The following is a 26,772-nucleotide window of genomic DNA, read 5'->3' on the forward strand; positions in this document are numbered from 1 at the left end:
CGCCCCATCAGCGCACGGCCACCCGCGCCGGCTCGTACCGGACGGGCACATGGTTGCGGGCGACAAGGGCACGAAGCGTCTCCAGGTCGCCCGAGACGAGGCCGACGGCGCGGGCTTGGACGAGCGCGTTGCCGAGCGCCGTGGCCTCCACCGGGCCTGCCAGCACCGGGACGCCGAGCCGGTCGGCGGTCGCCTGGCAGAGCAGGGCGTTGCGTGCTCCCCCACCGACGATGTGCACCGTCTCGACCGGGACGCCGGACAGTTCGGAGGCGGCGCGAACGGAGGCGGCGAACGCCTCGGCGAGGCTCTCGACGATGACCCGCACCATCCCGGCCGGGCTCGCCGGGGCACGGAGGCCGCGCTCGGCGAACCAGTCCGCGATGCGCGACGGGAGGTCGCCCGGCGGCATGAAGCGCTGGTCGTCCGCATCGAACAGATCGGTCGGCCGCGGCAGAACGGCGGCTTCGGCGAGCAGGCTCTCCAGGCTCACCGGGAGGCCGCGCCGCTGCCACTCGCGGATGGACTCGCTCAGCAGCCACAGCCCCATGACGTTGTGGAGGTAGCGGACGCGGCCGTCCACGCCGCCCTCGTTGGTGAAGTTGGCGGCGCGGCCCGCGTCGCTGGCGACCCGTTCCTCCAGTTCGACGCCGACCAGGCCCCAGGTCCCGCAGGAGATGTAGGCGGCCCGCGAGGGGTCCATCGGCACGGCGACGACGGCGGACGCCGTGTCGTGCGACCCGACAGCGGTGACGGCAGGTCCGGCACCGGCGAACGGGAGGCCGAGCGCTGGCAGCAGGGAGCCCACGGCCGTGCCCGCGTCCACGAGCGCCGGGAACAGCGAGCGCCGCAGCCCCAGCCGCTCGATGAGCGCATCGTTCCACGCCCCATCCGCGGTGACCAGACCGGTGGTGGAGGCGTTGGTGCGCTCGGCGACGGCCTGCCCGCTCAGCCAGTACGTGATCAGGTCGGGCACGAGCAGGAAGCCGTCCGCGGCCTCCAGCGCCCCCGACTCCTGGTCGACGGCGAGCTGGTAGAGCGAGTTGAACGGCAGGAACTGGAGGCCGCCCTCGCGGTACAGCTCCTCGGGCGCGACGCGTGTGTGCACGTGCTCGACGCCCGCGGCGGTGCGCTCGTCGCGGTAGTGGTACGGCTCACCGAGCAGACGGCCGGCTCGCAGCAGGCCGTAGTCGACCGCCCACGCGTCCACGCCGACGCTCCGGAGGCCGGGGTCGGCGTCGGCGACCGCGCGGAGGCCCTCCAGCACGTGGGCGTAGAGCCCGGTCACGTCCCAGTGCAGAGCTTCGCGGCCGCCCTCCTGCACCCGCACGGGAGCGTTCGGGAAGCGCGCCGCCTCGGTCAGCTCCAGCGTGTTCGCGCCGACGCGGGCGTGCATCACCCGGCCGCTGGTCGCCCCGAGGTCGACCGCGGCGACCGTACCCGCCCGCGCCGCGTTCATCGCAGGAAGGCCGCCGCGACACCCGCGTCGACGGGGATGTGGAGTCCGGTGGTGTGGTCGAGGTCGCTGGAGGTGAGCACCGCTACCGCGTTGGCGACGTTCTCCGGCAGCACCTCGCGCTTGAGCAGAGTGCGCTGCGCGTAGTACTTGCCCAGCTCCTCCTCCGGCACCCCGTAGACGGCGGCACGCTTGGCGCCCCAGCCGCCGGCGAAGATCCCGGAGCCGCGGACGACGCCGTCGGGGTTGATGCCGTTGACCTTCACGCCGTAGTCGCCGAGCTCGGCCGCGAGCAGCCGCACCTGGTGGGCCTGGTCGGCCTTGGTCGCCGAATACGCGATGTTGTTGGGTCCGGCGAACACCGAGTTCTTGGAGGAGATGTAGACGATGTCGCCGCCGAGGCCCTGCTCGATGAGCACCTTCGCCGCCGCCTTGGAGACCAGGAACGACCCCTTGGCCATGACGTCGTGCTGGAGGTCCCAGTCGGCCTCCGTGGTCTCCAGCAGCGGCTTGGAGATGGAGAGGCCGGCGTTGTTGACGATCAGGTCGAGCCCGCCGAACTGCAGCAGCGCCTCCTGGATACCGGCCTGGATGTCGGCCTCGCTGGTGACGTTCGCCGCCACCCCGATCGCCACATCCGTGCCGCCCAGCTCGGCCGCGGCGGCCTGCGCCTTCGCGAGGTCGAGGTCGGCGATGACGACGCACGCGCCCTCGGCCGCGAGCCGGGTGGCGATGGCCTTGCCGATCCCGGAGGCCGCGCCCGTGACGAGCGCGATGCGGCCCGCGTGCGACTTGGGCTTGGGCAGGCGCTGGAGCTTGGCCTCCTCCAGCGACCAGTACTCGATGTTGAACTTCTCCGCGTCCGAGATCGGCGCGTAGGTCGAGAGCGCCTCCGCGCCGCGCATCACGTTGATCGCGTTGATATAGAACTCGCCGGCGACGCGGGCGGTCTGCTTGTCCTTGCCGTAGGAGAACATCCCGACGCCCGGGATGAGCACGATCGCCGGGTCCGCGCCGCGCATCGCCGGGGACTCGGGCGTCGCGTACTGCTTGTAGTAGGCGGTGTATTCGGCCCGGTACTGATCGTGCAGCTCCGTCAGCCGGGCGATCGAGTCCTCGACGGAGGCGTCGGCCGGGAGGTCGAGGATGAGCGGCTTGACCTTGGTGCGGAGGAAGTGGTCGGGGCAGGAGGTGCCCAGAGCGCCGAGCCGAGTGTGCTCGGAGGACGCGAGGAAGTCGAGCACCACGTCGTCGTCGGTGAACGAGCCGACCTGCGGCTTGTCCGTCGACGCCAGCCCGCGGATGGTCGGCGCCAGTGCCGCTGCCTTCGCCCGGCGCTCGGCCGGGGCCAGGGGCTCGTTCGCCGGGATGCGCGGCCCGAACGGCTCGGGTCGGCCGTGCGCTGCGATGTAGTCGGCGGCCGTCTGGATGATCCACAGCGAGTTCGCTTCGGCCTCCTCGGAGGTGTCACCCCACGCGGTGATGCCGTGCCCGCCGAGAACCGTACCGATCGCGTCGGGGTTCGCCCCCTTGATCGCGGCGATGTCGAGCCCGAGCTGGAAGCCGGGGCGGCGCCACGGCACCCACACCACGCGACCTCCGAAGATCGTCGACGTCAGCGCCTCCCCGTCCGCCGCGGTCGCGATCGCGATACCGGAGTCCGGGTGCAGGTGGTCGACGTGCGCGGCATCCACCAGGCCGTGCATGGCCGTGTCGATCGAGGGGGCAGCGCCGCCCTTGCCGTGAAGGGTGTAGTCGAACGCGGCGACCATCTCGTCCTCGCGGTCGACGCCGGGGTAGACGTTCTGGAGGGCGCGCAGGCGGTCCAGCCGCAGCACAGCCAGGCCCGCCTCCTTCAGCGTGCCGAGGTCGCCGCCGGAGCCCTTCACCCACAGCAGCTCGATCGGCTCACCCGTCACCGGGTCGGTCTCCACACCCTTGGCGGAGGCGTTGCCCCCGGCGTAGTTCGTGTTCTTCGGGTCGGCGCCGAGGCGGTTCGACCGGGCCAGGAGGGCCGCGACGGTCTCGTTCGTCATTCTGCGTGGTTCCTTCGGTGGGAGGTCTGCGAGTGGATGATGCGGAGGCTCAGGCGCCCCAGCCGGCCTGGGTGCCGCCGACGCGCTCGGTCTCGATCTTCTGCTGGTAGCCGGAGGCCTTGTAGGCGGCCATCGGGTCGGCGGGGAGGCCGCGGGTCTCGCGCCAGGCGGCCAGGTCGGCGCGGACGTCCGTGTTGAAGGCGTCCATGAACACCGTGTTGGCGGCGAGCACATCACCCGCGGTCTGCGCTGCGGCGAGCGCGTCGGTGTCGACCAGCAGCGCCTTGGCGGTGGCCTCCTGGACGTTGAGCACCGAGCGGATCTGGCCCGGGATCTTCGCCTCCAGGTTGTGGCACTGGTCGAGCATGAACGCGACGTCCGGGTTGGCGTAGCCGCCGCCGCGGATGACCTCGAATACGATCCGGAACAGCTGGAACGGGTCGGCGGCGCCCACGATCAGGTCGTCGTCGGCGTAGAACCGGCTGTTGAAGTCGAACGAGCCGAGCTTCCCGAGGCGCAGCAGCTGCATCACGATGAACTCGATGTTCGTGCCCGGCGCATGGTGGCCGGTGTCCAGGCACACCAGCGCCCGCTCGCCCAGCGCGGCGGTCTGCACGTAGCTGGTGCCCCAGTCCGGAACGTCGGTGTGGTAGAACGACGGCTCGAAGAACTTGTACTCCAGCACCAGGCGCTGGCCCTCGCCGATCCGCGCGTAGATCTTCTGGAGGCTGTCCGCCAGGCGGTCCTGCCGCGCCCGCATCGAGTCCTGACCCGGGTAGTTGGTGCCGTCCGCGAGCCAGATCTTCAGGTCGCGCGACCCGGTCTGGTCCATGATGTCGATGCACTCGAGGTGGTGGTCGATCGCCTTCTGCCGGATCCGGTCGTCCCAGTGCGTGACCGACCCGAACTTGTAGTCGTCGTCCTGGAACGTGTTCGAGTTGACCGTGCCGAGCTCGACGCCGTTGTCCTCCGCGTGCTTCTTGAGGTCGGCGTAGGAGTCGACCTTGTCCCACGGGATGTGCAGGGCGACCGAGGGCGCGAGACCGGTGTGCTTGTTCACCTGCGCCGCGTCCGAGATCTTCTCGAACGGGTCGCGCGCCGTGCCCGGCGTGCCGAACACCCGGAAGCGCGTGCCCGAGTTGCCGAACGCCCATGAGGGCAGCTCGATCGCCTGCAGCGCGAGCTGCGAACGGATGTCGTCGGTGAGGGTCATGGTCTCCCTTTCGGTCGGAACGGGTTGGAGTTCAGGCGTGAGCGTCAACGCTCACGGTCGACGGGACGGCGGAGCCATAGCGCTCCGCTTCGATCTGCCGCAGCGACTTCCCTTGCGTGGCCGGAGCCCAGATCACGCCGATCAGCAGCGCGACGGCGAGGAAGCCGATGAGGATGAGGCCGACGGTCGGCACGCCCGTGCTGGCGAGCAGCACCGGGAACACCGAGCTGAGCAGGCCGACGGCGATGCGCGCCGCGAAGAACAGGACGCCCTGCGCGCTCGCCCGGTACGGGGTCGCGAACAGCTCGGCCGTCCACACGCCGTAGAACGCCTGCGCGCCGATGCCGGAGGCCACGCCCCAGGTGATCGCGAAGGTCAGCAGGGTCGGGAGGCCGGGAGGCGCGAACACGAGCACGAACCAGGCGACGATGCCGAGCACGGCGCCGATCCCGTAGAGGATGCGACGGGACATCCGGTCGGCGAGCCGCATGAAGCCGAAGTAGGTCGCGGCGACCGTGCAGCCCCAGACCAGCACCTGCAGGAGATCCTGCTCGACCGCGCTGTGCACGCCCGCGGCCTCGTAGACCCGCGGCATGAAGATGCCCGCCTGGCCGGCGACCAGGTTCCAGAACCCGTAGACGCCGAACAGGAACAGCAGCGCGGTGAGGTTCACCCGCTTGGAGAACAGGGCACGCATCCCGCGCCCCGAGGCGGCGGTGGAGACGGCGCCGGTCTTGACGTCGGTCCAGAGCTTCGACTCCGGCAGGCCCTGGCGGACCCACCAGACGATGCCGACCACGACGAAGAGGTGGAAGAAGATGATCCGGCTGCCCAGCAGGCCGAGCGGCGCGAGCGCGGCGGCGAGGGCGAAGCCGATGAGCGGGCCGATCGACCAGGCGAGCTGCGCCATGCCGACGTGCTTGGCGCGGGCGTGGTCGGGCGCCTGCTCGGCGATGTAGGTCCAGGAGGCCGGGACTCCCGCGCCGACCGCGATGCCGGTGATGAGGAACGCCGCGAACAGCATCCCCGCGTTGACGGCGAACACCGCGAGCAGGACGCCGAGCATGTAGAGCAGGAGGTCGTAGGTGTAGATGAACTTGCGGCCGAGCCGGTCGGTGAGCGGTCCGCCGAGGATGGCGCCGATCGCCGCGCCGAACGCGTTGGCGCTGAACGCGGCGAGGATGCCGACGAACCCGTCGGTCAGATGGAACTCCGCCTGCCAGAACCCGAGGCTGGTGGCGATCGCGATGATCGACCCCGACTCGATGTAGTTGCTCATGGCGACGGAGCTGGTGGCCCGCCATCCGGTGGTGCTGCTGCTTCCGACTCTCACGTCTTCGTGTCCTCTCTGCTCAAACGAGGTGGAAGTACTCGGTCAGCCGCGTCATCGTGCTGTCCGGAGCGGTCTCCTCCGCGAAGAAGCCGGCCATCGTGGCCTGCCAGCGCGCGTTGACCTCGCGCTCGTTCATCGCGGCGATCGCGCCCTCGAAGTCGTCGGTCTCCAGGACACCGACGACGAGCGCTTCCTCCCGGTCGACGAAGAGGGAGTAGTTCGACCAGCCCGTCTCGCGCAGTGCGTCGAGCATCTCCGGCCAGACCGTCTCGTGCGCGGCCAGGTAGTCTGCGACCCGCTCCGGCTTCAGCCGCATCGTGAAGCACACCCGTTCCACGCCAACTCCCTCGTCGTCTGTGTTCATCGTTGATCTCAGTGTTGTGAATCGATTCAAGCTGAATCGATTCAAAGCATACCACGCGGCGCGGTGCCGAGCAGAGGCACTCGCGCCGCATGGTCGCTCACCCCGTCTCAGCGCAGCGCGCCCACGGACGAGGGAACCTCCGCGGTGACCGAGACCGGCCCTCCGCTGAGCCGCTGGTCCTCGCGGCCGGGCAGCCGCAGGATGCCGTCGACGCCCTCCGGGAGCTCGGCGTCGACCGTCAGGAGGTCGCCGTCGAGGCTCCAGCGCACCGACACCCGGCCGTGCCGGCTCTCCAGCGAGGTGGCCGCCTCGGTGAGGCCGCCGCCCGGCTGCGGGGCGACGAGCACCGACGCGTAGCCGGGCTTCAGCGGCGCGAGGCCGCCGACGACCCGGTGCATCCAGTCCGCCACGGCACCGAGCGCGTAGTGGTTGAAGGAGGTCATCTCGCCCGGGTTGATGGTGCCGTCCGGCAGCATCGAGTCCCAGCGCTCCCACACCGTGGTCGCGCCCATCGTCACCGGGTAGAGCCACGAGGGGCACTCCTTCTCCAGCAGGAGGCGGTAGGCGACTTCGGTGCGGCCGGTCCGGGTCAGCGCGTCCGCGATGAACGGCGTGCCGGCGAACCCTGTGGAGATGCGGTAGCCGGCCTCCGCCGCGAGCTCGGCGAGCCGGTCGCCCGCGAACTCCTCGTCCGCCTCGTCCAGCAGCCCGAAGACGATCGCCAGCGAGTACACCGTGGTGCAGTCGCTCTTCACCACGCCGCCGGAGACATACTCGCGGTTGAACGCGGCGCGGAGGTCCGCGGCGTGCGCCTCGAACTCCGCGTGCTCCGCCGTGCGGCCGAGCAGCGCCGCCGTGTCGGCCAGGATCCGCGCCGACCGGTAGGCGCACGCCGTCGCGACGACGCCCTTGTCGGCCTTCGCCTTCGCCGGGTCCTCCGGCGGCGCATCCGGGTCGATCCAGTCGCCGAACTGGAAGTTGCCGTCCCACACGCCGGCCGGCGAGAGCAGCGACTTCACCCGGCGGACGTGCGACGCCATCGAGTCGAACTGGCGCTCCAGCACCGCGGTGTCGCCATACGCCTCGTAGAGGTCCCACGGCACCCAGACGGCGGCGTCGCTCCAGAGCGCTGTCGTGTTCGGCTTGCCGAAGTCCTCGGGGTGCGGCATGTACTTGAGCACGTCCGGGATGACGAAGCCGACGATCCCGTCGTTGTGCTGCTGCTCCAGGTCGAGGTCGACCAGCCAGTCGGAGAGGAACGCGTCCACGTCGTAGAGGTAGGCGGCGGTCGGCGCGAACGCGGCGATGTCGCCGGTCCAGCCGAGGCGCTCGTCGCGCTGGGGGCAGTCGGTGGGGACGTCCACGAAGTTGCCGCGCATGCCCCACACCACGTTCTCGTGGAACTGGTTGAGCAGCGGGTCGGAGCTGCTGAACTCGCCGGTGCGGGTCAGCTCGGAGCCGATCGCGACGGCCGTCAGGTCCTCCGCCTTCAGCTCGCCCGGCCAGCCGGTGACCTCGGCATAGCGGAAGCCGTGGAAGGTGAAGGTCGGCTCGAACTCGTCCACGCCGCCGCTGAGGAGGTAGCGGTCGGTCGCCTGAGCCGAGCGCAGCGGGCGCACGCCGAGTTCGCCGTGCTCCAGCACCTCCGCGTGCCGGATGGTCACCTCGGTTCCGGCGGGACCCTGCACGCGGACCTTGATCCAGCCGACCAGGTTCTGCCCGAAGTCGATCAGCGTCTTGCCCGACGGGGAGGTGCTGATCTCCTGCACCGGGAGGGCCGCCCAGCGCTTCACCGAGGGGCCGATGTACGGCTCCAGCTTCGCGGTGTCGAACTCGACAGCATGCGTGCCGGTCCAGCCCTCTCCGGCGAAGCCGGGCTTCTTCCAGGCGTCGTCGCGCAGGCGGGCGTCGATGGTCTCGCCGTCGTACAGGTCGTTCGCGAGCACCGCGCTCGGGCCGCTGGTCCAGGCGTCGTCGGTGACGATCAGCTGCGTGCTGCCGTCGGCGAACTCCACCTCCAGCTGCGCGAAGGCGCCCTGGGTGTCGCCGTACCAGGAGCCGCCTCCCGACCAGCCGAGGCGGCCGCCGAACCATCCCTTGCCGAGGGCGAGGGCGAGCACGCTCGTCTCCTCGACCAGCGCTGTGACGTCGTAGGTCGCGTAGCGGAGGCGCCACTCGTAACTGCTCCAGCCGGGAGTGAGCACGTCGTCCGAGACGGGACGGCCGTTCAGCCAGGCCTCCACCACCCCCTGGGCGGTGAGCGTGAGCGTTGCACGGGTGACGGCGCCGTGGCCGTCCTCCAGTGCGAACTCCCTGCGCAGCAGCGGGGCTCCGTCGAAGGCCTGGTCGGCGGCGATCATCTGGGCGTGCCAAGTCATGTTTCCGTGTCTCCGGTTTCGTGTCGTTCGGTGTCGGTGTTCGTTGTCGGTGGATGGAGGCCGTCAGCCCTTGACCGCGCCGCTCGTCATACCGGCGACGATCTGCCGGTTGAAGAAGATGTACGCGACGAGCGGTGGGATGGTGATCAGCAGGATGTCCATGAAGAGCAGGTTGTAGAAGCTCAGGTTCTGCCCCGCGAAGGTGTAGAGCGTGGTCTGCACGGTGGCGTTGTCGGAGCCCGGCAGGAAGTACAGGGGACCTGCGAAGTCGTTGAAGACGAACACCGACTGCACCACGATCACGGTCACGATCACCGGCTTCAGCAGCGGCAGGATGACCTGGAAGAACAGTCGCACCCGGCCCGCGCCGTCCAGCACCGCCGCCTCGTCCAGCTCCTTGGGCACCGTGTTGAAGAAGGCCCGGAAGAGCAGGATGCAGAACGAGAGCCCGAAGGTGGTCTCGATCAGGATCATGCCCGGCATGGTCTTGTAGAGCCCCGTCCCCTGCAGCACCCAGATGGTCGGCACCACGGCGGGCGGCACGATCAGGCCGGCCAGCACGAAGAAGTTCACGACAGGGCCCCACTTGCTGCGCTTGCGGGCGAGGATGTAGCCGGCCATCGCCGACAGCACCACCATGAGCGCCACCGAGCCGACGGTGAGGATGAACGAGTTGAGGAACGCCCGCCAGATCAGGCCGTCGCCGCTCTGCAGCACCGCGATCAGGTTCGGGAGGAACTGCCACTCCTTCGGCCAGGTGAAGGCGAGGCTGGAGGCGTCGTCCGGGGTCTTCGACGCCTGCAGCACCACGAAGGCGAAGGGGACGAGGAAGACGACGACGGAGACGAGGATCGCGACGACGCCGACGATCCAGGCGCGGGCCTTCGTGCGGGTCACAGCTCCACCTGCTTTCTGTTCAAGACGTACGACAGCGGCACCATGATCAGCGTCACCACGAGGAAGAGGACGACGTTGCCCGCCGTCGACAGGCCGTAGAAGCCCGCCTGGTACTGCTTGTAGATCACCGACGCGAGCACGTCGCTGGTGAAGCCGGGGCCGCCTCCCGTGGTCGCCCAGATGATGTCGAACGAGCGCAGTCCGCCGATCAGCGACAGGATGATGACCGTCGCGGTCGCGCCGCGGCTCAACGGGATGGTGATGCGGCGCAGGATGTTCCAGCCGCCGGCGCCGTCGATGCGGGCGGCCTCGTAGTACTCGGTGGGGATGGCGACCATGCCGGCCATGAAGATGAGCGTCGCGATGCCGACGCCCTTCCAGATGTCGACGCCGGCGATCGTGTAGAGCGCCAGGTTCGGGTCGGTGAACCAGCCCGGCTGCGGGAGGCCGAAGAAGCCGAGCACCGCGTTGACCATGCCGTGGAACGGGTCCAGCAGCGACTTCCACAGGATGCCGACGCCGATCGTCGAGAGCAGGACCGGGAAGAAGACGACCGCCCGCAGGTAGCCGCGGCCCACGACCGGGGAGGTCAGCAGCAGCGCCAGCGCGAAGCCGAGGATCACCTTCGCGCCGGAGGTCAGCACGGCGTAGATGAGGGTGTGGATGAAGCTCGTGTAGAGCTGCGGGTCCTGGAAGAACTGCACGTAGTTCGCGAACCCGATGAACTGGGAGTCGAACAGCGACCAGCGGGTCAGCGAGAAGTAGAAGGACGAGACCGTCGGGATCGCGAAGAAGATCACGTAGAGGACGATCGCGGGGATGAAGAACCAGCTCGGGTAGTGCGAGCGCATCCGGCTCTTCCGTGGTCTGTTCCGTACCGAGGCCCCCACCTCGGTGATGATGTCGGCCGCTTGGGTGGCGGTCGCGGGGCTTGCCGTCGACATAGTCTGCTCCTCGTCGAGTCTTCTGGGGTGGTGCCCGGGCCGGCGCCGCAGCGCCGGCCCGGACGGGCTCACCAGCCCTTGATACCGAGCTGCTGGGCCTGAGCCTTCACATCCTGGTCGTAGAGGGCCGCGCCCTGCTGGGCGTTGGAGATGCCCGAGCCGACCTGGATCAGGATCTTCTCCAGGTTCGGGCCCTTGATCGGGGACAGGAACTCGAGCGCGAGGCCCGTCTTCTTGTCGTCCTGGTACTTGAGCTCATCCTTGACCAACGCCGGAGCGCTGTCCGGGACCGTGCAGGTGCTGATCGCGAACGGGCCGGCGGGGGTGCCTGCGCTGTTCTGGATGTCGCAGCCGGTGGGCGAGTTGATGAACGCGACCAGCTTCTTCGCGGCCGTCAGCTTGTCGCCGGTGGTGGTCTTCGGGATGTACGCGCCGCCCGGCTCCCAGACGGTGGCGTGCGGGGCGCCCGAGTCGGTCGGGACCGCGAAGTAGCCGATGTCGTTGATGTTGTCCGGGTTGGACTGCAGCACGTTGCTGATCACGGTGGTGATCATCGGGTACTGGGCGCCTTCGCCGGTCGCCAGCATCTTCAGGGCGTTGACGTTCGTCAGGGACGCGTAGTCCTTGTTCATCAGGCCCTTGTCGAAGATCTCCTGCGTGTGCGTGAAGCCCGCCAGCGCCGGCTGCTTCGAGTACTTCGCGTTGGACTTGTTGGCCGTGTAGTCGTCGGCCCACTTCGGGTCGCTCGCGTTGACGTTGGCGAAGTCGGCCAGCACGAAGAGCTGGCTGGTCCAGGTGTCGCCGTAGGACTGGATCACCGGGGTGATACCTGCGGCCTTGATCTTCTCGCTGTTGGAGATGAACTCGCTCCAGGTGGTGGGCACCGACAGGCCGAGCTTCTCGTAGACCTTCTTGTTGTACATGATGCCGCCGTCGAAGGTCGTGCCGGTCGGGGCGCCGTAGGTGCCCTTCGAGGTGCTGACCGTCTTCTTGAAGTCGTCGGTGATGTCCTTCACCCACGCTTCGTCGGTGAGCGGCTGGAGCTGGGTGTCGGGGTGCAGCGCCTGGAACAGCGAGCCCGAGTTGTAGAGGAACACGTCGTTCATGTCCCCGGTGGAGAGGCGCGTCTTGATGAGGTTGTCACCGTCCGTGCCCGTCGGCCGGGTCTCGACCTTGACCGTGATCTTGGGGTTGGCCTTGTGGAACGCGGTCGAGAGGTCGTTCGCGAACTTGGTGCTGGCCGGGTCGTTGCCCGCGGCGAGCAGTGAGATGGTCACTGGGCCGTTCGAGTTTCCGCCCGACGAGCTGCAGCCGGCGAGCGCGAGCGCCGCGATGGCGATGCCGCCGAGTGTGGCGACGACCCTGGTCGTCGTCCTGCGAGAGAACATCAAATACCTCCTTGTATTCGGGACGCTTCCGCCCCTGGGTGTTCGGGGTGTTTTGAAACGCTTCACATGAAGATAAGTCCTGTGGAGGATTACGTCAAGAACCAATTGTGTCGATTCAGTAACGACGGCCGAATGGCACGCTGAATCGCGCGTTCAAGCCGAGCGACTTCGCGCGCTGAGTTGATAATATGGCTTTGACCTGGTCTTTAATTGTGGTGCGCGTCAGGTGAAATCATTCTCATCCCGTGTCGACTTGAAAATTGTTTCGATTCAACCCGAGCATCCGTTACGATGACCGGCGAGAGGGGAATCACTATGGCTTCCGCAAGCGTCAAAGACGTCGCAGCACTGGCTCAGGTCTCGGTGGGGACCGTGTCAAACGTGCTCAACCGGCCCGAGATCGTGTCCGCCGAGACGGTCGAACGCGTCCACCTCGCGATGGAGAAGCTCTCCTACGTGCGCAACGAGGCCGCCCGCCAGCTCCGCCTCGGGCACAGCCAGGCGATCGGTCTGATCAGCCTCAGCGGCGCCAATCCGTTCTTCACCGACGTGGCCACGGCCGCCGAGAATGCTGCGGCGGACGCCGGCTACTCGGTGATCGTCGGCAACAGCACCGAGCGCCAGGACCGCGAGTCGGGCTACCTCAACCTGTTCGAGGAGCTCCGGGTGCGCGGCGTGCTGCTCGCCCCGGTCGGCGACGCGGCGGCGCGGCTGCGACGGATGCGCGACCGCGGCATCCCGGCCGTTCTGGTCGACCGGGTCAGCAGCGACAGCACCTTCAGCTCGGTGTCGGTGGACGACGTCGCCGGCGGCGCGATGGCCGCGACCCACCTGATCGAGACCGGCCGCACGCGCATCGCCTTCGTCGGCGGCCCGCTCGCCATCCAGCAGGTCGCCGACCGTCTGGCCGGCGCCCGCTCGGTCGTCGAGCGGCATGCCGGGGTGACCCTGGAGGTCGTGGACGTGGAGGCGCTCAACGTCCTGGAGGGCCGCCGCGCCGGCCAGGCCATCGCCGACCGCGCTCCCGCGGACCGTCCGGACGCGGTCTTCGCCGCCAACGACCTCCTGGCGATCGGCCTGCTGCAGACCCTGATCATCGACGGCACCCTCGCGGTCCCGGACGACATCGCCCTGATCGGCTACGACGACATCCAGTTCGCCGGCGCCTCGGTCGTGCCGCTCACCTCCATCCGCCAGCCGAGCCACCTGATCGGCGAGACGGCCGTTCAGATCCTGCTCGAGGAGGCGGCCGACCCCGAGCTGGAGGCGCGCCGGGTGCTGTATCAGCCGGAGCTGGTGGTGCGGGCGAGCACGACGCGGCGGTAGGGCGAACTCAGTCCTGGCGCTGGCCCTCCAACCGCCACACTTCGCCCAGCACCATCCCCTCGGGCCCTTCGGCGGTCGTGACGAAGTGATCGACGTGCTGGTTGATGAAGGCCTGCCAGCGCTGGTTGGCAGGGTCGTCGTCCAGCGCGCGCATCGCCGCGGCGAAGTCGTCGCACTCGACCAGGTGGAACAGGTCGCGTCCGCTGCGCCAGATCGTCCAATCGTGGACGCCGAGCCGCGCGAAGGAGGCGGCGAGGTCGTCGGGGATGACGACGTGCGCTTCCTCGTAGGCGGCCTCGTGGCCTTCGCGGAGGACGGAGTGCAGGGCGACGCGCATGAGGTTCCTTCCGGCGGTGGTCTTGGATTCCTATAGGAAATAGTAATAGGGTTGTGCAGACGGCGAAAGGACCCTCATGCGATTCATGCGACTCGGCCCGGCGGGTGCGGAGATCCCCGCCGTCAGTGACGGCGAGACGGCCTGGGACCTGCGTCCGTTGACCGCCGACCTCGACGGCGCGTTCCTCGCCGCGGACGGGCTGGCGCGCGCGGAGGCCGCTGCCCTCACCGGCGAACTGCCCGAACTCGACATCGCGGGCCTGCGTGTCGGCGCGCCGATCGCCCGCCCGCAGGCCGTGATCTGCATCGGCATGAACTACGCGGCCCACGCCCGCGAGTCCGGCTCCGAGCCGCCGACCGACATCGTGGTGTTCTACAAGCACCCCAACACGGTCGTGGGGCCGAACGACGACATCCTGCTGCCGCCCGGCTCCACCACGACCGACTGGGAGGTCGAGCTCGCCGCCGTCATCGGCACCCGCGCCCGCTACCTCTCCTCGCCCGAGGAGGCACTGGGACACATCGCCGGCTTCACCGTCGCCAACGACGTGTCCGAGCGCGAGTACCAGCTCCAGCGCTCCCTCGGGCAGTGGAGCAAGGGCAAGAGCTTCGAGACCTTCAACCCGCTGGGCCCGTGGCTGGTGCCGACCGCCGAGGTCGGCGACGGGTCCGGGCTGCGGATCTGGTCGACCGTGAACGGCGAGCCGCGCCAGGACTCCACCACCTCCGACCTGATCTTCGGCGTCGCCGAGATCGTCTACCGGCTCAGCCAGTTCACGGTGCTGGAACCCGGCGACCTCATCAACACCGGCACGCCCGAAGGCGTCGGCCTCTCCGGCCGGTTCCCCTACCTCGGCGCCGGCGACGACGTGACGCTCGGCATCGACGGGCTCGGCGAACAGCACAGCACCGTCCGCCCGGCCCCCTGACCAACCGCAATCCGTTCCGGAGTTGTGTACGCCCGCGCCCGGCGTGTCGCGTGCACGACTCCGGAAGCGATTGCAGACCAACACTAAGGAGACGACGTTGTCCGACTTCGAAGGGCTCGTGGCCGCGGTCACGGGCGGAGCATCCGGCCTCGGCAAAGCCATCGCCGACGAGCTCGCGAGCCGGGGCGCACGTGTTTACGCGCTCGACCTCGACGCATCCAACGTCGCCGAACCGCACACCGGCGTCCGCTGCGACATCGGCGACGACGAGAGCGTCCGGTCCGCGATCGCGGAGGTCGTCGCCGACGCCGGCCGCCTCGACATCGTCATCGCCAACGCCGGCATCGGCGCCCAGGGCGACGTGGAGGCCAATGACGACGCCGAATGGGCGCGGGTCCTCAACGTCAACGTCATCGGCTCCGCCCGCACCATCCGGCACGCCATGCCGCAGCTGAAGGCATCGTCCTCCCCCGCCGTCGTGCTCACCAGCTCGATCGCGGCATGGGCCGGCCTCCCGCAACGGGTGCTGTACTCCGCCTCCAAGGGCGCCATCTCGGCTATGACGCTCGCGATCGCCGCCGACTGCCTTCCGTTCGGGATCCGCGTCAACGCGGTCGCCCCCGGCACCGCAGACACCCCCTGGGTCGGTCGTTTGCTCGACAGCGCCGCCGACCCCGACGCCGAACGCGCCGCCCTCGAAGCCCGCCAGCCCAGCGGCCGGCTCGTGCAACCGCAAGAGGTCGCCGACGCCGTCGCCTACCTCGCCTCGCCGCGCTCCGCCTCCACCAACGGCGTCATCCTCGCCGTCGACGGCGGCATGTACTCCCTCCGCCCGCGCCGCTAGCCCCCCTCTCACCCGCGCCCAGCAACGCACGAAGGGCACGTCGTTGTCACTTTTCGAGTGGAAAAGTGACAACAACGTGCCCTTCGGCGGTCTCCGTCAGGTCAGGATGACGGGAGCGGGGGCGAGCTCGGGGTCGTAGAGGTGCGCGTAGAGCGACTCGGGGAGCATCTCCATGCCGATGCCCGGAGCGAGCGGCGCGCGGTAGCGGCCGCCCTCCAGCTCGACGGGGGTGACGAAGTGCTCGTGCAGGTGCTTCGTGTACTCGATCATCCGGCCCTCCTGGCTGCCGGAGACCGCGACGAAGTCGAACATCGAGAAGTGCTGCACCGCCTCGCACAGGCCGACGCCGCCCGCGTGCGGGCACACCGGCACACCGAACTTGGCGGCCAGCAGCAGGATCGCGATGTTCTCGTTCACCCCGGCGACGCGCGTGGAGTCGATCTGCACGATGGCGGCCGCCTCGGCCTGCAGCAGCTGCTTGAACAGCACCCGGCTCATCCCGTGCTCCCCGGTGGCGATGCGCACGGGAGCCACGGCGCGCGCGATCGCCGCGTGCGCGAGCACGTCGTCGGGGCTGGTGGGCTCCTCGACCCAGGCCAGGTCGAACGGCTCGAGCGCACGGATCCACTCGATCGCCTGGTCGCGGTCCCAGCGCTGGTTGGCGTCGATGGCGATGCGGATGTCCGGGCCGACGGTCTCGCGGGCGATGCGGAGGCGACGGAGGTCGTCCTCCAGGCGGTCGCCGACCTTCAGCTTGATCTGCTGAAAGCCCTCGTCGACCGCCTCCTTCGCCAGGCGGCGCAGCTTGTCGTCGGAGTAGCCGAGCCAGCCGGGCGTCGTGGTGTAGCCGGGATAGCCGACCGCGAGGAGCTCGGCCTCGCGCGTGGCCCGGCCGGGCTCGGCGGCGCGGAGGATCGCGAGCGCGGCCTCCCTTGTCAGCGCGTCGCTGAGGTAGCGGAAGTCGACCAGGTCGACCAGCTCCTCCGGCGTCATGCGCGCGAGAAGCTGCCAGAGCGGGAGGCCTGCACGCTTGGCCTTGAGGTCCCAGAACGCGTTGACGACCGCGCCGATCGCCATGTGCATCGCGCCCTTCTCCGGGCCGAGCCAGCGGAGCTGGGAGTCGTGGACGAACTCGCGCCAGAAGCCGCCGAGGTCGTCGAGCACAGCCTCCACGTCCCTCCCGATCACGCGGTGGGCGACGGCCTCGATCGCGGCGACCTGGACGTCGTTGCCCCGGCCGATCGTGAAGACGAAGGAGTGACCCTCCAGCCCGTCGGGAGCGTCGGTGCTCACGCGCAGGTAGGCGGCGGAGTAGTCGGGGTCGGGGTTCATCGCGTCGGAGCCGTCCAGCAGGGCGGACGTCTCGAACCGCACATCCAGGGTCTCGAAGCCGATCACGGTGCTCATAGGAAACATCCTATTGGATATAGGTACAAATCGCCACCGCAGCCACCCCCGCATTCGTGCCGAATGTGCGTTTTGCGGCGCGCAAAAGCGATATTCGTGACGAATGTGCGTGAGGGACTAGTCGTCGAGGCTCGTCGCGATGCGCGTGTACGACTTCGTGATGTGGTCGAGCATGGCCTTCTCGGCGCGCGCGGCGTCGCCGGCTCGCAGCGCCTCCAGGACGGCCTCGTGCTCGCCCGAGGTCTCGTCGACCACGCCGTGCTTGAAGTAGATGCGGTACTGGTGCATGTGCGAGCGCAGCCGGAAGATCGCGTCGGCCAGCAGCGCGTTGCCGGAGTGCGCCGCGATCAGGCGGTGGAAGTCGGCGTCCGCGTTGGCGAAGTCCTTGTAGTCCTTGAACCGGTCATCGCCGGTCTGCGCCGCCTCGCCGCTGCGGTGCATGTCCTCGCAGAGCTGCTCCAGCTGGTCCAGCGTCCCGGCGTCGATCTCCCCCGCCGCGTTGCGGGAGGCGTAGGGCTCCAGCAGGCGCCGCATCTCGAACAGCTCGCGCAGTCCCTCGCTGTCCAGCAATGGCGCCGCGGTGTACCCCTTGAGCGCCTTCTTCACGACCAGCCCCTCGGACTCCAGTCGCGCGAGCGCCTCGCGCACCGGGGTCGGCGAGACGCCGAGCTGGCGGGCGATCCCGTCGATGCTGGCCCGGCTGCCCGGCTCGATCACCTGGTCCATGAGCAGGCCGAGCACGGCGTCGTAGACGTCGTCGGCCAGCGCCCGCCGCGCGGGCAGGAAGTGTTCGCTGGAGGAAGGTTCGATGCTCATGTGCACATCCTAGGCTTGCGGGCCTGCTAGATAGAGGAAAGAGGATGCAGGATGTTCGGCGGCGTGAGCCCCGCGGCATCGAGCTCCGCCCACAGCTCGTCCGGCACCCGTGGCTCGGCCAGTGCGGCGTTGCGGACGATCTGCTCCGGGGTGTCGGCGCCGAGCACGACCGTGGAGATCGCGGGATGCCGCAGCGGGAACTGGACGGCGAGCTGCGGGAGGGTGAGACCGTAGGGCCGCGCGACATCCGCGATCCTGCCCGCACGCTCGACCAGGGCGGCGGGGGCGGCGCCGTAGTCGAACGTCGCCCCGGCTCCTGGACGGTCGGTCGCGAGGATCCCCGAGTTGAAGACGGCGGCGATCACCACGTCCACCCCGCGCTCCAGCGCCGCCGGGAGCAGGTCGGCCCCGGCGGTCCCGTCGAGCAGGGTGTAGCGGCCCGCGCACATGACGACGTCGAGGTCGGTGTTCCGCACGAAGCGCTCCAGCATCGCGGACTGGTTCATCCCTGCGCCGTAGGAGCGGATGACGCCCTGCGAGCGCAGCTCCTCCAGGGCGGGGAACGCGCCGTCGAGCGCCTCCCGCTCGTGCTCGTCGGGGTCGTGGACGAAGAGGATGTCGATGCGGTCGAGGCCGAGCCGGTTCAGGGAGTCCTCCACTGAGCGCAGCACGCCGTCGCGCGAGTAGTCGAGCCGCCGCCGTCGCGTCGACGGCACGTCGAACAGATTGGCGATGTCGGTGTCGCCCTGCCGGTGGTCCGGGTTCGGCTCCAGCACCCGGCCGACCTTGGTCGAGACCACGTACTCGTCGCGCGGGAGGCCGCGCAGCCCCTCGCCGAGGCGTTCCTCCGCGAGGCCGAGCCCGTAGTGCGGCGCCACGTCGAAGTACCGGATGCCGGCCTCCCACGCTGCGGGGACGATGCCGGGCCAGACGTCGTCCGGCCGCGCGCTGTAGAGGTTGCCGAGCGCTGCGACGCCGTAGCCGATCGGGCCGAGCTCGACGCGCGTCATCACGCCACCCTCCGGTCGTCGATCGCGTCGAGGTCCCACTCGATCCCGAGGCCCGGCGCGTCCGAGGCGACGCCGTGGCCGTCGCGGACGACCAGCTCGCGCTTCGTCACCGCGCGAAGCTGCGGGATGTGCTCCAAGTAGAGCGCGTTGGGCACGGCGCAGCAGAGCGCCACGTGCAGCTCCATGAGGAAGTGCGGCGCGACGGCCACGTTGAACGACTCGGCGAGGTGCGCGACCTTCAGCCACGGCGTGATGCCGCCGACCCGCGCGACGTCCACCTGCACGATGGAGGCGGCGCCGGCCTGCAGGTACTCGCGGAAGTGCCCGACCGAGTACATGGATTCCCCCACCGCGATCGGCAGCGTGGTCGACTCCGCGAGCCGGCGGTGGCCGGCGACGTCCTCCGCGGGCAACGGCTCCTCGAACCAGAAGATGTCCAGCGGCTCGAACAGCGCGGCCCGGCGGATCGCCTCCGCGGCCGTCATCGACTGGTTGGCGTCGACCATGATGTCCATGCCCGGCCCGACTGCGGCCCGCACGGCGGCGAGCCGCTCGGCGTCCTCGTGCCCGCGCGGCTTGCCCACCTTGATCTTCACCCCGTTCATGCCCCGGCGCTGCGACTCGACCGCCTGGGCGACCAGCTCGTCCGTGTCGAAGTGCAGCCAGCCTCCCTCGGTGTCGTAGAGCGGGATGCTCGGCCGCGATCCGCCCGCGGCGACCCAGAGGGGAAGCCCGGAGGCCTTGCAGCGCGCATCCCACACGGCGGTGTCCACGGCGGCGAGCGCCAGCGACGTGATCGCGCCGACTGTGGTCGCTCGCGTAGCCGAGAAGAGAGCGCGCCACACGGCCTCCGGACGATTGGCGTCCATCCCGACCAGCACGTCGAGCAGGCAAGTGCGCAGGAGGCTGAGCACAGCCTCCCCGCCCGTCCCGATCGTGTAGCTGTAGCCGATGCCCTCCACTCCGCCCGCGGTGCGGAGGCGGACGAAGATCGTCTCCTGCTTGAGGAACGACTGCACGGCGTCGGTGCGGACGGTCTCGACCTCGAGGTCGCTCAGCCACGCCTCGGCGCTGACGATGGTCCCGTCGACAGCGGTGCGGGCGGAGGGCGGGGCGAGAGTCATGCGGTGTCCTGCTTTCTGGTGGATGGTCGGGAGGCGGCCGGGCGGTGACCGGGTCAGCGCCCGCCGAAGCCGCCGAGGGCGACGCCCTTGATGAGCTGCCGCTGCAGCACCGCGACGATGATCAGCGACGGGATGATCGCGAGGGTGGAGGCGGCCATCATCAGGCTCCACTGCGTCCCGTGCTCGCCCGTGAACATCGAGAGCCCGAGCGGCACGGTCGCGAGGTCCTGGCTGTTGATGATGATGAGCGGCCAGAGGTACGAGTTGTAGTACCCGACGAACGAGAACACACCGAGCACCGAGATGGGCGCCGCGAGCTGCGGCAGGAGCACCGACCACAGCGTGCGGAATCGGGAGGCGCCGTCGATGATCGCGGCCTCCTCGTACTCGATCGGGATGGTCAGGAAGAACTGGCGCAGCAGGAACGTGCCGAACGCGGTGAACGCGAACGGGATGATGAGCGCCACGTAGCTGTCGACCAGGCCGAGCTGGTTCATCATGATGAACAGCGGCACGACCAGGACCTCCTGCGGCAGCACGAGCGTGAGCACGTAGAGCAGGAAGAGCCGGTCGCGGTACTTGAACCGCAGCCGCGAGAACGCGTAGGCCGACAGCACGGCGACGATCACCGAGAGCAGCGAGCCGCAGAGTGCGACGAAGAAGCCGTTGAAGATGAACCGGCCGAACGGCACGAGCGTCCACGCGTCGACGAAGTTCGACCACTTCACCTCGGAGCCGATGAACGACGGCGTGGGCGAGAAGACCTCCGACTCGGGCTTGAGCGCCGAGAAGAACATCCAGATGAACGGGAACGTGAACACCAGCGCGACGATCGCGACCGCCGCCGTGTTCAGCCAGGTCGTCGCGACCACCTTGCGCTGGGCGGGGCGCAGCCGGCGGCGCACCCGGGTTGCCTCACTTGTCATAGTTGACCCACCTCTTCTGTCCGGCGAACTGCAGCGCGGTGATGAGCATGACGACGATGAACAGCATCCACGCGAGCGCGGACGCGTAGCCGAGCCGGTCGAACACGAAGCCGTTGCGGTACAGGTAGAGCACGAACGTGTTCGTGGACTCGCCCGGACCGCCCTGCGTCAGGATCTGCGGCTGCACGAACACCTGGAACGCGCCGATCATCGTCATGGTCATGGTGAAGAACAGCGCGGGCGAGATCATCGGCAGGATGATCGAGCGCATCCGCTGCCAGGCGTTCGTGCCGTCCATCCGGGAGGCCTCCAGCAGCTCCTTCGGGATGCCGGCGATGCCCGCCGAGAGCACGATCACGTTGTAGCCGAACGACTGCCAGACCGACATCGCGATGACCGAGGCGAGCGCGAACCGGGAGTCCGAGAGCCAGCTCGGCCCCTGGATGCCGATGGAGTGCAGCGCCGAGTTGACGATCCCGTTGTCGCTGAGCAGCAGCCGCCAGACCAGCGCGTTGGCGACCATCGGCGTGATGGCCGGCAGGAAGAAGATGACCCGCCAGAAGCCGGCGCCCTTGACCCGCGTGTTCAGCCACAGCGAGACCGCCAGGGCGAGCGCGAGGTTCAGCGCGGTGTAGACGAACGCGAAGATCACCGTGTTCAGCAGGACGGTGTAGAACGTCGGGTCACTGAACAGCTTCTGGTAGTTGGCGAAGCCGACGAACGTCGGTGTGCCGAACAGCGGCCATTCGAAGAAGCTGATGACCAGCGATCCGAGCAGCGGTACCACGATGAAGAACGTGAAGCCGGCGAGACCCGGCCACAGGTAGGCGAGGGCGGTGAGGCCGTCGCCCTTCCGCTTCTTGGGGCCGCGCGGCGGCGACGGGTGCGGGACGTGGAACGGCCGGGTCTCGGGCGCGGCGGGCGCCGCCGTCTCCTCCGAGACGACGGCGCCCGTGATCAGTGGCGAGGACATCCGCCTACTGCCCCACCGAGTTCTGGATCGTGTTCATGACATCTTTGGCGGTCTTGTCACCCCGGTAGCCCTCGACGCCGTACTGGGTGAAGAGGGTCTCGACCTGGTTCCAGGTCGGAGTGGTGAGTTGTGCCTTGGCATCCTTCAACAGGGCCTGCACCGCGGTGTACGCCTCGGGGGTCTTGCCCTCCGCCCAGGCCGCCTGCGCGTCGGGACGGGACGGGACGATGCCGCGCTTCTCGGCCTGGCCCTTCAGGACGCTGGTGTCGGTCATGGCCATGATCGCCTTGAACGCGCTGTCCGGGTCCTTGCAGTTCTTCGCGATGCCGAAGCCGGAACCGGCCGTCATGCCCTTGGCGTCGCCCGACTGGGTCGGGACGATGGTCACGCCCAGCTTGAACTTGGCGGCGGCGGCGAAGGTGCCGTACATCCACGGACCCTCGATCAGCATGTCGCTCGCGCCGGAGGTGAACGCCGACTGGGCGACGTCGCTGCCGTCCGCGGCCTCCGGAGCCTTGGCGATGCCCTCCTTGGAGACGAGGTCGAAGTACGACTGCACCGAGTCGACCAGCTTGGAGTTGGTCAGGTCGAGCTTGCCGCCCTTGACCGCCTCTGCGCCGTCGGCGATGGCCCACGCGTTCGGGATGAAGAAGCCCGGCTCGATGGCGAGCGCCTTGTGGTCGGCGGTGGTCAGCTTCTTCGCGTCCGCGAGGAACTGCTGCCGGGTGTAGCTGGCGCTCGGCAGCGCGAGGCCGGCCTTCTGGAACGCGTCCGCGTTGTAGTAGAGGACGATCGGCTCGGCGTCGTAGGGGATGGCGCGGATGCTGCCGTCCACCGTCATGCCCTTGAGCATGGACGAGTCGAACTTCGAGGTGTCGAGCTTGTACTTCTTGATCAGGTCGGTCAGCGGCATCAGCAGCCCGGAGAGCTCCTGCGCGCGGGCGGCCTGCGTGGTCAGGAGGCAGGGCGGGTTGGATCCGCTCAGCCGGGTCTTGACCTTGGTCCAGTAGTCGTTGAAGCTCGGGCCCTCGATCGTCACGTCCAGCTTGGGGTCGACCTTCTTGCCGAGGTCGATGAAGCCCTGCCACTGGTCGCGGTCGCTCTGGCTGCTGACCCAGGTGTACATGCTGATCGGGCCGCCGGACGCGTTGCCGCTTCCGCCTCCCGCACAGCCGGCGAGCGCGGTGAGCGCTCCTGCCAGCAGAATGGCGGTACCGGCCCGTACCGCTGCGCGCTTGGTTCGTGGTGTCACGTGCTGTGCCTCCTTCATTGGATTCATCAAAGTGATCGCCGTGTTGGCGCGATCCTATAGGGTGTTTGATATAGGTTTCAAGTAGTCCGGACGTTCTATCCGGCGAGCGGCTCGAAGTCGATCGCGATCACGTCGATCAGCGCTCCCGAGGCGGCAGGCGCAGGGATGTGCAGCTCTCCCTGGGCCTCGCCGGTCTGCTCGGCCTGCTCGTGGACTTCGACGTTCAGCTCGAATGGAAGCTCCTCGCCGGTCGCGAGGAGCCGCACCGAACGGACCCGCTCCACAGGGATGCCGCGGACGATCACCTGCTCGATCGGACGCATGACGAGATGCAGGTAGAGCCTGCCCTGCCGCGCAGTGGACGGACCGTAGAAGTCGACGCCGCTGGTGGGCGCGACGCCGACGACACTCTCCGCGTGGGCGTCCATCCAGGCGCCGATCTCCTCCAGGGTCGTCACCTGCGACCCGTTGAGGCTGCCGTCTCCCTTCGGGCCGATGTTCAGCAGGAGGTTGCCGCCGCGGGAGGCGACCTCGATCAGCGTGGTCAGCAGCGACACCGTGCTCTTGCTCTTCGTGTCGCCTGGGCGCCAGGCCCACATCTGCCCGATGGTGAGGCAGAGCTCCCACGGGCCGTCCGGGGCCGTCACCGGGAAGCCTTGCTCCGGTGTCTTGTAGTCGCCCTGGCCGAGCAGCCGGTCGTTGATGACGACATCCGGCTGGAGCGATTTGATCAGCGCGCGCAGCCCGGCGCTGTCCCACTCCTCTTCCGACCGCTCCCACTCGCCGTCGAACCACAGCAGGTCGATCGTGCCGTAGCCGGTGAGCAGCTCGGTGAGCTGGCCGCGCAGGTAGTCCTGGTACCGCGACCACTCCTCCGGCGTCGGGCGGCGGTGGCGGTCGTCGGCGACGGGGGTCCCCGCGTTGGCGGGGTCGGCCGCGGCCGGCCAGTGCTCGAGCGGGTACGGCCGGTCGCTCATCGTGAACGCCGGGTAGTCCGGGTGGTTCCAGTCCGGGAGGCTGTAGTAGATGCCGACGCGGATGCCCTCCGCCCGGATGGCCTCCACGAACTCCCTGGTGATGTCGCGGCCGAACGGCGAGTGCTGGATGCCGAACTCGGAGTGCGCGGTGTGGAACATCGAGTAGCCCGCGTGGTGACGCGCCGTGAAGACGACGTAACGCGCGCCCGCCTGCTTGGCGAGCCGGGCCAGCGCCACGGCATCCCACTCGACCGGATCGAAGGTCGCCGCGGTCGACTGGTACTGCTCGACCGTCACAGTGTCCTCGACGCGGTCGGAACCGGGGATGATGGAACGACCGACCAGCGGCCAGGAGATCTCGATCCCCTGCTGGCTGGCGTGGTCCCAGTGCACGAACAGGCCGAAGCCGGCGCCGGTGAACCATTCGCCGCCTGGCAGCTTCACGAGGTCGGTGCGCACGAATGAGTCGGGCACAGTCGAGTCGGGCGCGGCGGTGAGGGTAGGGGTCACGGAACGAACTCTCCTTCGAGTAGGTCTTTCAGGGCCAAGCCTATTGCCTATAGGATATCTGCCAGGGGATCGATCCACAATCGCCCCGTCCACCACATCCATTCAGCGCAGAAGGAGCCTCAGCGTGGCCATGTTCAAAGACGACCCCGTCCGCCCCGAGAACTACCGCCGGTTCGAGCGCGAAGTCCCGCAGTGGTTCGGCGACGCCAAGCTGGGCGTCTTCGTGCACTGGGGCCCGTACTCGGTGCCCGCCTGGGCGGAGCCGATCGGCGAGCTCGGCACCATCGAGAAGGAGTACTGGTTCCGGCACAACCCGTACGCCGAGTGGTACTACAACACCATCCGCATCGAGGGCAGCCCCGCGGCAGAGCACCAGCGCGAGGTCTTCGGCGGCGCCCCGTACGACGACTTCCTCGACCAGTGGGATCCTGCCGAGTTCGACCCGGAGGAGTTCATCGCCCTGGTGAAGAGCACCGGTGCCGGCTACTTCGTGCCGACCACCAAGCACCACGACGGCGTCACCCTCTGGGACGCGCCGGGCACCGACGGCCGCAACACGGTCGCCCGCGGTCCGCGCCGCGACCTCGTGGGCGCGTTCGAGAAGGCCACCCGCGACGCCGGCCTCCGCTTCGGCGTCTACTACTCGGGAGGCCTGGACTGGCACTTCTCGCAGCTTCCGCCGATCACGTCGGAGGGCCAGGCTTTCGGCCGCCCGGTCGACGCGGCCTACGCCGAGTACGCGTACACGCACGTGGATGACCTCATCGAGCGCTACTCGCCCGACATCCTCTGGGGCGACATCGAGTGGCCGGACGCCGGCAAGCCGTCGGGGCCGTTCAGCATGGAGAAGCTGTTCGAGAAGTTCTACGCCGCCCGCCCGGACGGCGTCTCGAACGACCGCTGGGGCGAGACGCACTGGGACTTCCGCACGAGCGAGTACCAGCAGGGCACCGACGTGGAGGCCTCCGGCGCCTGGGAGAACTGCCGCGGCATCGGCTTCTCGTTCGGCTTCAACCAGGTGGAGGACGAGACGCACCTGCTCAGCGGACCGGACGCCGTCAAGTCGTTCGTGGACATCGTGTCCCGCGGCGGCAACCTGCTCCTCAACGTCGGCCTCACCGCGCGCGGCACCGTGCCCGACCTGCAGCGGCGGACGCTGGAGCACCTCGCCGCGTGGAACGCCGTGAACGGCTCGGCCGTGTTCGATTCGACCACGCTGGACTCGACTGTGGCCTCCGCTTCGGACGAGCCGTGGGTGCGTTGGACCCGCACTGACGACACCGCGAACGCCTTCGTGGACGCCATCGGAGAGGTCCACCTGCCGGCCTCCGCTGCGGTGGATGCGGCGAGCGCCCGTCTCGCCGACGACACCCCGGTCGCGGCATCCCGCGACGGCGACGTCATCGTCGTGGCGCTGCCGGAGCCTGCTGTCGCCGGCCCGACCCTCGTCCGTTTCGACCTGGCCGCCTGAGATGACGGTCGACGCCCACCTGCACCTCTGGGACTTGGACCGGGTCGCGTACCCCTGGCTGACCGACGCGCTGGCGCCGATCAACCGGACGTTCGCGTTCGGCGAGGTGCGGCCCCAGCTGGAAGAGGCGGGCGTCGACCGGGTCGTCCTGGTCCAGGCCGCGAACTCGGTGGAGGACTCGGCGGCGATGTTCGCCGTGTCCTCCCCGATGGTCGCCGGGGTCGTGGCCTGGGTCGACCTGCTCGACCCGGAACTCGCCGCGCGCCAGCTTGACGAGTGGTCGTTGCATCCGTCGTTCGTGGGGGTGCGGCACCTGATCCACGACGAGCCCGATGCCGACTGGCTGGCGCGACCGGACGTGCGCGCGTCGCTCGCGCTCCTCGCCGCGCGCGGTCTCAGCTTCGATGTGATCGGCGTGCTCCCCAGGCACCTGGAGCACGCGGTGTCGATCGCGGACGAGCTTCCTTCGCTGCGGCTCGTCATCGACCACCTCGGAACTCCGCCGGTCGGCGCCGCGAGCGCGGAGCCGTGGGCCGGGCTCCTCACCGCGCTCTCGCAGCGCCCGAACGTGTGGCTGAAGCTGTCGGGCCTGACCACCCTCGGCGCCGGTTCGGACGCAGCGCGCCTGCGCCCGTACGTCGAGCACGCTCTCGACGCCTTCGGGGCCGCGCGCGTGCTGTACGGCGGGGACTGGCCGGTGTCGACGCTGGCCGCCCCCTACGCGGACACCTGGACACTGACGCAGGATCTCCTCGCCGACCTCTCCGCCCCCGAGCGCGCCGACGTGCTGACGCACGCCGCCGAGCGCGCGTACCGCCTGCCGCCGAAACGTGACTAATCGCGGAAATTCAGCCGCGATTTCCGC

General features: G+C 69.1%; 23 protein-coding genes. 5 read left to right on the forward strand and 18 right to left on the reverse strand.

Translation table 11 applies throughout. The features are described from left to right. Positions 1 to 7 precede the first annotated feature (7 nt). The 9 genes from ACFQ9V_RS02515 to ACFQ9V_RS02555 all read right to left on the reverse strand — a co-directional run bounded on the left by ACFQ9V_RS02515 (position 8) and on the right by ACFQ9V_RS02555 (position 12,006). Positions 8 to 1,456 carry a rhamnulokinase family protein gene (locus tag ACFQ9V_RS02515; protein ID WP_382457604.1) on the reverse strand — a complete coding sequence of 483 codons (1,449 nt, stop codon included), beginning with the start codon at positions 1,454 to 1,456 and terminating at the stop codon, positions 8 to 10. Continuing rightward, a complete protein-coding gene (locus ACFQ9V_RS02520; RefSeq protein ID WP_382457605.1) occupies positions 1,453 to 3,489 on the reverse strand; it encodes a bifunctional aldolase/short-chain dehydrogenase in 2,037 nt (678 codons plus the stop codon). The genes ACFQ9V_RS02515 and ACFQ9V_RS02520 overlap by 4 nt, the downstream gene beginning before the upstream one ends. 49 nt (positions 3,490 to 3,538) lie before the next feature. Then, positions 3,539 to 4,702, reverse strand: coding sequence for an L-rhamnose isomerase (gene rhaI, locus ACFQ9V_RS02525; RefSeq protein ID WP_382457606.1), 1,164 nt, complete (start codon positions 4,700 to 4,702; stop codon positions 3,539 to 3,541). 31 nt (positions 4,703 to 4,733) lie between these two features. Next, positions 4,734 to 6,035: an MFS transporter gene (locus ACFQ9V_RS02530; RefSeq protein WP_382457607.1), complete on the reverse strand. Its 1,302-nt coding sequence runs from the start codon at positions 6,033 to 6,035 to the stop codon at positions 4,734 to 4,736. A gap of 19 nt (positions 6,036 to 6,054) precedes the next feature. Then, entirely contained in the window at positions 6,055 to 6,399 is a 345-nt protein-coding gene (locus ACFQ9V_RS02535) for an L-rhamnose mutarotase (protein ID WP_382457608.1), read from the reverse strand. Between the two features lie 107 nt (positions 6,400 to 6,506). Continuing rightward, positions 6,507 to 8,777 (reverse strand): family 78 glycoside hydrolase catalytic domain, encoded by a 2,271-nt coding sequence (locus tag ACFQ9V_RS02540; RefSeq protein ID WP_382457609.1) that lies wholly within the window; start codon positions 8,775 to 8,777, stop codon positions 6,507 to 6,509. A gap of 63 nt (positions 8,778 to 8,840) precedes the next feature. After that, positions 8,841 to 9,674 carry a carbohydrate ABC transporter permease gene (locus ACFQ9V_RS02545; RefSeq protein ID WP_382457610.1) on the reverse strand — a complete coding sequence of 278 codons (834 nt, stop codon included), beginning with the start codon at positions 9,672 to 9,674 and terminating at the stop codon, positions 8,841 to 8,843. Next, positions 9,671 to 10,618 carry a carbohydrate ABC transporter permease gene (locus ACFQ9V_RS02550; RefSeq protein ID WP_382457611.1) on the reverse strand — a complete coding sequence of 316 codons (948 nt, stop codon included), beginning with the start codon at positions 10,616 to 10,618 and terminating at the stop codon, positions 9,671 to 9,673. The genes ACFQ9V_RS02545 and ACFQ9V_RS02550 overlap by 4 nt, the downstream gene beginning before the upstream one ends. A gap of 68 nt (positions 10,619 to 10,686) precedes the next feature. After that, entirely contained in the window at positions 10,687 to 12,006 is a 1,320-nt protein-coding gene (locus ACFQ9V_RS02555; protein ID WP_382457612.1) for an ABC transporter substrate-binding protein, read from the reverse strand. A 315-nt stretch (positions 12,007 to 12,321) separates the two neighbouring features. Between ACFQ9V_RS02555 and ACFQ9V_RS02560 the strand changes: the two genes are divergently transcribed. Continuing rightward, complete coding sequence (locus ACFQ9V_RS02560; RefSeq protein WP_382457613.1) at positions 12,322 to 13,332, forward strand: LacI family DNA-binding transcriptional regulator; 1,011 nt, start codon at positions 12,322 to 12,324, stop codon at positions 13,330 to 13,332. Positions 13,333 to 13,339: 7 nt separating this feature from the next. On the opposite strand, the gene ACFQ9V_RS02565 is transcribed toward ACFQ9V_RS02560, so the two are convergent. Beyond that, on the reverse strand, positions 13,340 to 13,669 hold the full coding sequence (locus tag ACFQ9V_RS02565; protein WP_382457614.1) for an L-rhamnose mutarotase: 330 nt from the start codon (positions 13,667 to 13,669) through the stop codon (positions 13,340 to 13,342). 76 nt (positions 13,670 to 13,745) lie between these two features. Between ACFQ9V_RS02565 and ACFQ9V_RS02570 the strand changes: the two genes are divergently transcribed. Next, entirely contained in the window at positions 13,746 to 14,597 is an 852-nt protein-coding gene (locus ACFQ9V_RS02570; protein WP_382457615.1) for a fumarylacetoacetate hydrolase family protein, read from the forward strand. A gap of 97 nt (positions 14,598 to 14,694) precedes the next feature. Then, complete coding sequence (locus ACFQ9V_RS02575; RefSeq protein ID WP_382457616.1) at positions 14,695 to 15,441, forward strand: SDR family NAD(P)-dependent oxidoreductase; 747 nt, start codon at positions 14,695 to 14,697, stop codon at positions 15,439 to 15,441. Positions 15,442 to 15,537: 96 nt separating this feature from the next. Here the strand turns inward: ACFQ9V_RS02575 and ACFQ9V_RS02580 are convergent, their stop codons facing one another. The 8 genes from ACFQ9V_RS02580 to ACFQ9V_RS02615 form a co-directional block, all read right to left on the reverse strand. Further along, positions 15,538 to 16,848 (reverse strand): enolase C-terminal domain-like protein, encoded by a 1,311-nt coding sequence (locus ACFQ9V_RS02580; RefSeq protein WP_382457617.1) that lies wholly within the window; start codon positions 16,846 to 16,848, stop codon positions 15,538 to 15,540. Positions 16,849 to 16,965: 117 nt separating this feature from the next. Beyond that, positions 16,966 to 17,664 (reverse strand): GntR family transcriptional regulator, encoded by a 699-nt coding sequence (locus tag ACFQ9V_RS02585; protein WP_382457618.1) that lies wholly within the window; start codon positions 17,662 to 17,664, stop codon positions 16,966 to 16,968. Positions 17,665 to 17,690: 26 nt separating this feature from the next. Beyond that, a complete protein-coding gene (locus ACFQ9V_RS02590) occupies positions 17,691 to 18,674 on the reverse strand; it encodes an aldo/keto reductase (protein ID WP_382457619.1) in 984 nt (327 codons plus the stop codon). Further along, on the reverse strand, positions 18,674 to 19,798 hold the full coding sequence (locus tag ACFQ9V_RS02595; protein ID WP_382457620.1) for a mandelate racemase/muconate lactonizing enzyme family protein: 1,125 nt from the start codon (positions 19,796 to 19,798) through the stop codon (positions 18,674 to 18,676). Before ACFQ9V_RS02595 ends, ACFQ9V_RS02590 begins: the two co-directional genes overlap by 1 nt. Positions 19,799 to 19,851: 53 nt before the next feature. Then, positions 19,852 to 20,724 carry a carbohydrate ABC transporter permease gene (locus ACFQ9V_RS02600; protein ID WP_382457621.1) on the reverse strand — a complete coding sequence of 291 codons (873 nt, stop codon included), beginning with the start codon at positions 20,722 to 20,724 and terminating at the stop codon, positions 19,852 to 19,854. Next, positions 20,714 to 21,697, reverse strand: coding sequence for a carbohydrate ABC transporter permease (locus tag ACFQ9V_RS02605; protein WP_382457622.1), 984 nt, complete (start codon positions 21,695 to 21,697; stop codon positions 20,714 to 20,716). The genes ACFQ9V_RS02600 and ACFQ9V_RS02605 overlap by 11 nt, the downstream gene beginning before the upstream one ends. Before the next feature lie 4 nt (positions 21,698 to 21,701). Beyond that, a complete protein-coding gene (locus ACFQ9V_RS02610) occupies positions 21,702 to 22,949 on the reverse strand; it encodes an ABC transporter substrate-binding protein (protein ID WP_382457623.1) in 1,248 nt (415 codons plus the stop codon). 95 nt (positions 22,950 to 23,044) lie between these two features. Beyond that, a complete protein-coding gene (locus ACFQ9V_RS02615; protein WP_382457624.1) occupies positions 23,045 to 24,436 on the reverse strand; it encodes an alpha-L-fucosidase in 1,392 nt (463 codons plus the stop codon). Positions 24,437 to 24,566: 130 nt separating this feature from the next. Here ACFQ9V_RS02615 and ACFQ9V_RS02620 point away from each other — a divergent pair, with 130 nt between their 5' ends. Both ACFQ9V_RS02620 and ACFQ9V_RS02625 read left to right on the forward strand, forming a co-directional pair. Next, positions 24,567 to 25,907: an alpha-L-fucosidase gene (locus ACFQ9V_RS02620; protein ID WP_382457924.1), complete on the forward strand. Its 1,341-nt coding sequence runs from the start codon at positions 24,567 to 24,569 to the stop codon at positions 25,905 to 25,907. 1 nt (position 25,908) lies between these two features. Next, positions 25,909 to 26,745: an amidohydrolase family protein gene (locus ACFQ9V_RS02625; protein ID WP_382457625.1), complete on the forward strand. Its 837-nt coding sequence runs from the start codon at positions 25,909 to 25,911 to the stop codon at positions 26,743 to 26,745. The last annotated feature ends 27 nt before the right edge of the window (positions 26,746 to 26,772 follow it).

This window comes from Leifsonia sp. NPDC056665 (genome assembly GCF_042791795.1).
Lineage (GTDB): Bacteria > Actinomycetota > Actinomycetes > Actinomycetales > Microbacteriaceae > Leifsonia.

Bases quoted from the DNA above. Each gene is read 5' to 3' on its own strand.
- ACFQ9V_RS02515 (WP_382457604.1), bottom strand. From the start codon at position 1,456: ATGAACGCGGCGCGGGCGGGTACGGTCGCCGCGGTCGACCTCGGGGCG.
- ACFQ9V_RS02520 (WP_382457605.1), bottom strand. From the start codon at position 3,489: ATGACGAACGAGACCGTCGCGGCCCTCCTGGCCCGGTCGAACCGCCTC.
- rhaI (WP_382457606.1), bottom strand. From the start codon at position 4,702: ATGACCCTCACCGACGACATCCGTTCGCAGCTCGCGCTGCAGGCGATC.
- ACFQ9V_RS02535 (WP_382457608.1), bottom strand. From the start codon at position 6,399: ATGAACACAGACGACGAGGGAGTTGGCGTGGAACGGGTGTGCTTCACG.
- ACFQ9V_RS02540 (WP_382457609.1), bottom strand. From the start codon at position 8,777: ATGACTTGGCACGCCCAGATGATCGCCGCCGACCAGGCCTTCGACGGA.
- ACFQ9V_RS02550 (WP_382457611.1), bottom strand. From the start codon at position 10,618: ATGTCGACGGCAAGCCCCGCGACCGCCACCCAAGCGGCCGACATCATC.
- ACFQ9V_RS02555 (WP_382457612.1), bottom strand. From the start codon at position 12,006: ATGTTCTCTCGCAGGACGACGACCAGGGTCGTCGCCACACTCGGCGGC.
- ACFQ9V_RS02560 (WP_382457613.1), top strand. From the start codon at position 12,322: ATGGCTTCCGCAAGCGTCAAAGACGTCGCAGCACTGGCTCAGGTCTCG.
- ACFQ9V_RS02565 (WP_382457614.1), bottom strand. From the start codon at position 13,669: ATGCGCGTCGCCCTGCACTCCGTCCTCCGCGAAGGCCACGAGGCCGCC.
- ACFQ9V_RS02570 (WP_382457615.1), top strand. From the start codon at position 13,746: ATGCGATTCATGCGACTCGGCCCGGCGGGTGCGGAGATCCCCGCCGTC.
- ACFQ9V_RS02580 (WP_382457617.1), bottom strand. From the start codon at position 16,848: ATGAGCACCGTGATCGGCTTCGAGACCCTGGATGTGCGGTTCGAGACG.
- ACFQ9V_RS02585 (WP_382457618.1), bottom strand. From the start codon at position 17,664: ATGAGCATCGAACCTTCCTCCAGCGAACACTTCCTGCCCGCGCGGCGG.
- ACFQ9V_RS02590 (WP_382457619.1), bottom strand. From the start codon at position 18,674: ATGACGCGCGTCGAGCTCGGCCCGATCGGCTACGGCGTCGCAGCGCTC.
- ACFQ9V_RS02595 (WP_382457620.1), bottom strand. From the start codon at position 19,798: ATGACTCTCGCCCCGCCCTCCGCCCGCACCGCTGTCGACGGGACCATC.
- ACFQ9V_RS02600 (WP_382457621.1), bottom strand. From the start codon at position 20,724: ATGACAAGTGAGGCAACCCGGGTGCGCCGCCGGCTGCGCCCCGCCCAG.
- ACFQ9V_RS02605 (WP_382457622.1), bottom strand. From the start codon at position 21,697: ATGTCCTCGCCACTGATCACGGGCGCCGTCGTCTCGGAGGAGACGGCG.
- ACFQ9V_RS02620 (WP_382457924.1), top strand. From the start codon at position 24,567: ATGTTCAAAGACGACCCCGTCCGCCCCGAGAACTACCGCCGGTTCGAG.
- ACFQ9V_RS02625 (WP_382457625.1), top strand. From the start codon at position 25,909: ATGACGGTCGACGCCCACCTGCACCTCTGGGACTTGGACCGGGTCGCG.